This window comes from Mucilaginibacter sp. (assembly GCF_036383575.1).
Taxonomy (GTDB): Bacteria; Bacteroidota; Bacteroidia; order Sphingobacteriales; family Sphingobacteriaceae; genus Mucilaginibacter.
On the sequence record NZ_DASVOB010000365.1, the window covers coordinates 1 to 3429 of the forward strand.

The window sequence follows — 3429 nt, forward strand, 5'->3', positions numbered from 1 at the left end:
TACCGTGGTATCAACTGGCGGAGGATTACCCTGCTTTTTTGACCATATGGACTGGATGAATGCCAATGGCAAAACATTATATATCAAATTATCGCCCAAAACACTGGCCGATAGGCTGGAAAATAGTAAAACCATACGCCCTGTACTGCAAGGTAAAAAAGGCGAAGAGCTTGTTGAGTTTATAACCGGTAAACTGGCCGAGCGTGAAAGCTTTTACTTGCAGGCAAGCAATATTGTTGAAGGAATAGATATGTCGGTTGAGAAGTTGGAAGAGGCGTTGGGTGTATAACTAATCTCTACTATGTCATTGCGAGCGCAGCGTGGCAATCGCACGTAAGCAGGTCCGCCCTGTATAGTATGCGATTGCCACGCTGCGCTCGCAATGACATGAGTTTTATATTTAGCTATTCTACCTCAAATAAACCGCATCCTCTTGTCCATCTTCTTCATCAAGTACTACGTCAACATGCTCTTTAATAACAGTTGATAGTGCTACACCTGCAAAATCTGTGGTAATAGGGAAACTTTTATGATTGCGGTCAACCAATACCGCGGTGCGGAGCTTTTTAAGCGGTACATCTAAAAATACGCCGAAGCCGTAAGCAAGCGTTTTGCCGCTGTTCAATACGTCATCAACCAATATTACTACTTTATTACTACATTCTTCAACCTCAAAATCAATGTTGGCGCTCAGACTGCTGCTTTGTTTTTCAAGTTCGATGGTAAGCAGGCGGCTTTTAAAAGGCGCAATGCCGTCGAGTATGGTTTTCAGGCGTTCGGCAATGTGATTGCCGCGCGGCAGGATACCGGCTATTAATATTTCTTCCTCGTCAAAATTATCTTCCAGTATCTGGTAGGCCATCCTGTCGAGCTTTTGCTGGATCTGTTGCTTGTTTAATATGAGAAGCTTTTTTTCAGACATGTTATTGTTGTAACGTTGGCTAAACTGTGGTAAATATACAAGTAACGCTCATACAAGCAACCCCGCAGTTTTTAACTTTCAATAATTATTTCACGTATGGAAAATACACAAAGTTTGCACCTTCGGGTACCACAACAAATACACACATGTATTCATAGGGGTCTTTGTAGCTTTTAATAAAACGTTCCTTTAACACGGGTTTTATAACGTCACGCTCCACAAATTCCTCAAGGGTTGAAGCATGGATGCTCCATTCGGAGTTTAAATCGTGGCGGTCAAGTATCAGCTCACCAATACTTAACTCATGCTGGTGGGCAATAAAAATAGGGTAAGAGGAAAGACCTTCGTTCATGATCTCCTCAGATACCTCTTTAATTGACTCGTTAAAATATTTAAGGTCGCGCTCCAAACTTATCAGCGGACTATCAGCCGCCGGTTTGTTGCGTTCATTTCCTTCGTTAAGCAGTTCTTCAGGGTTCATGACCGTTGATTTTTTTGATTACGATGATTTCGTTGATTTTTTTTGTTTTGTGATTTCACCGATTTTAGGATGATTTCACCGATTTTGACCGTTGATGGTTTTTTGATTATGTTGATTTCGCTGATAAGGCTTCGGCTATGAACTATCAGCCATGAACCATAGGCCAAACATAACTAACCTCTTATCTCCAACCTCTAATCTCTCAAAACCAGCAACACCACATTTTCCACATGCTGTGTATGCGGGAACATATCTACAGGCTGAATTTTAACCGTGTCGTATTTTTCTTTTAATACCAGCAAGTCGCGGGCCTGGGTGGCGGCGTTGCAGCTTACGTAAACAATTTTAGGTGCTTCGATTTCCATGAGGCGGGCCACAACGTCCGGGTGCATGCCTGCACGCGGTGGATCGGTTATAATCACATCCGGTTTGCCGTGTTCTGCTACGAAATCGGCTACCAGTACATCCTTCATATCGCCGGCATAAAACTTTGTATTGGTGATATTATTGATAGCTGAATTTACTTTGGCATCTTCAATGGCTGTTGGTACATATTCAACGCCAACTACCTCACGTACGTGTCCGGCCACAAAGTTGGCAATGGTGCCTGCGCCGGTGTAAAGGTCATATACCAGCTCGTCGCCTTTAAAGCCGGCAAAATCGCGGGTTATTTCATACAGGCGAAGTGCCTGGATTGAGTTGGTTTGATAAAATGATTTTGGTCCGATGCGGAATTTTATACCATTCATTTCTTCGTGGATATATTCCGGCCCTTTAAAGGCTATAACATCCTGGTCAAATATGGTATCGTTCTTTTTCTGGTTTTCAATATAGAGCAATGAGGTGATCTCCGGAAAGCGGGTATCAACATGGCTCATCAGTTTATTGATCTCTTCTTTTTCTGCATAAGCAAAAACCACGATCACCATGATCTCGCCGGTTGATGAGGTGCGCACGATCAAATTGCGGAGCATGCCGCTGTGGTTTCGCAGATCGTAATAAGTATAGCCTTGCTGTATGGTAAAATCACGGATCTCATTACGCAGGCTGTTGGATGGTTCGGCCTGAAGATAACAATGGTTTACATCCAATATCTTATCAAAACGGCCGGGGATATGAAAACCGAGGGCATTCATGTTCAGGGTACCGTCTTCCTTGTTTTCGCCATCGTAAAGCCAGCGTTTGTTGGAGAAAGTAAATTCAAGTTTATTGCGATAGTATTTATCGGCTGGAGAAGGCACAATAGGCATAATACCATCGACATTGATCTTAGCCAAACGGCTTAAGGCGTCCACAACCGATTTTTGTTTGAATTTGAGCTGGGCTTCGTAGGTCATGTGCTGCCACTTGCAGCCCCCGCAGGTACCGAAGTGCTCGCAAAATGCCTCAGTGCGGTATTCTGAAGATTTTTTTAATTCGGTGATCTTACCCTCGCCGAAGTTTTTCTTACTCCGGTACACTTGTACATCAGCAACATCGCCGGGTACGGCTTTATCTACAAAAAGAACAAAATCATCTGCTTTGCCTACGCCTTTGCCTTCTTCGGCAATGTCAATGATCTGTACGTTCTCAAAAAACTTTGGTTTGTTAGCTTTACTCATCAGGCTGCAAAGTTAACCGTATTTATTTAATCCTGAAAATGGGAGGGAAGAAGCAAAAGAAAGCCGTTCGCCTTTTAAAGGCGTTGCGATATTAAACCGGGATTTTTAAACAAATAAGCTTAGCAGATATTTAACCATATCAGTGGTGTCGATATCTTCTATCTCAAATTGCTCATCAATCAGGTCGGAAAAGTCTGTTAGTTCGCGGCTCATAAAATAAAAAATTACTATGCTAACATAGTAATTTTTAAACTAAAAACCAAATCGGTATAAGGTATTTTTTGCAAACATCAGAAGCTTGAGTGGCTTCTGATGTTTATTGATTGATATTAATTTTTATCCCAGTTTATTTTGCGCGAAAAATACATCAATACTGCTATGATGATGAATAGGGCGATACTGCCAACCATTAAGGCAAGATCTTC

The 3429-nt window shown here is 42.2% G+C and carries 5 protein-coding genes; 1 reads left to right on the forward strand and 4 read right to left on the reverse strand.

Going from position 1 to position 3429, the window contains the following annotated elements; translation table 11 throughout:
* Window positions 1-289, forward strand: a 289-nt coding sequence (locus VF500_RS12750; protein WP_330860037.1) for a shikimate kinase, incomplete at its 5' end; no start/stop codon positions are given.
* Between the two features lie 120 nt (window positions 290-409).
* Here VF500_RS12750 and VF500_RS12755 read toward each other — a convergent pair.
* The 4 genes from VF500_RS12755 to VF500_RS12770 form a co-directional block, all read right to left on the reverse strand.
* Complete coding sequence (locus VF500_RS12755) at window positions 410-922, reverse strand: phosphoribosyltransferase family protein (protein WP_330860038.1); 513 nt, start codon at window positions 920-922, stop codon at window positions 410-412.
* Window positions 923-1007: 85 nt separating this feature from the next.
* Window positions 1008-1403: a hypothetical protein gene (locus VF500_RS12760; RefSeq protein ID WP_243485588.1), complete on the reverse strand. Its 396-nt coding sequence runs from the start codon at window positions 1401-1403 to the stop codon at window positions 1008-1010.
* Between the two features lie 194 nt (window positions 1404-1597).
* Window positions 1598-3004, reverse strand: a complete 1407-nt coding sequence (gene rlmD / locus VF500_RS12765) for a 23S rRNA (uracil(1939)-C(5))-methyltransferase RlmD (protein ID WP_330860039.1) — start codon at window positions 3002-3004, stop codon at window positions 1598-1600.
* 329 nt (window positions 3005-3333) lie between these two features.
* Window positions 3334-3429 (reverse strand): inner membrane CreD family protein (locus VF500_RS12770; protein WP_330860040.1); only part of this gene is annotated, 96 nt, incomplete at its 5' end.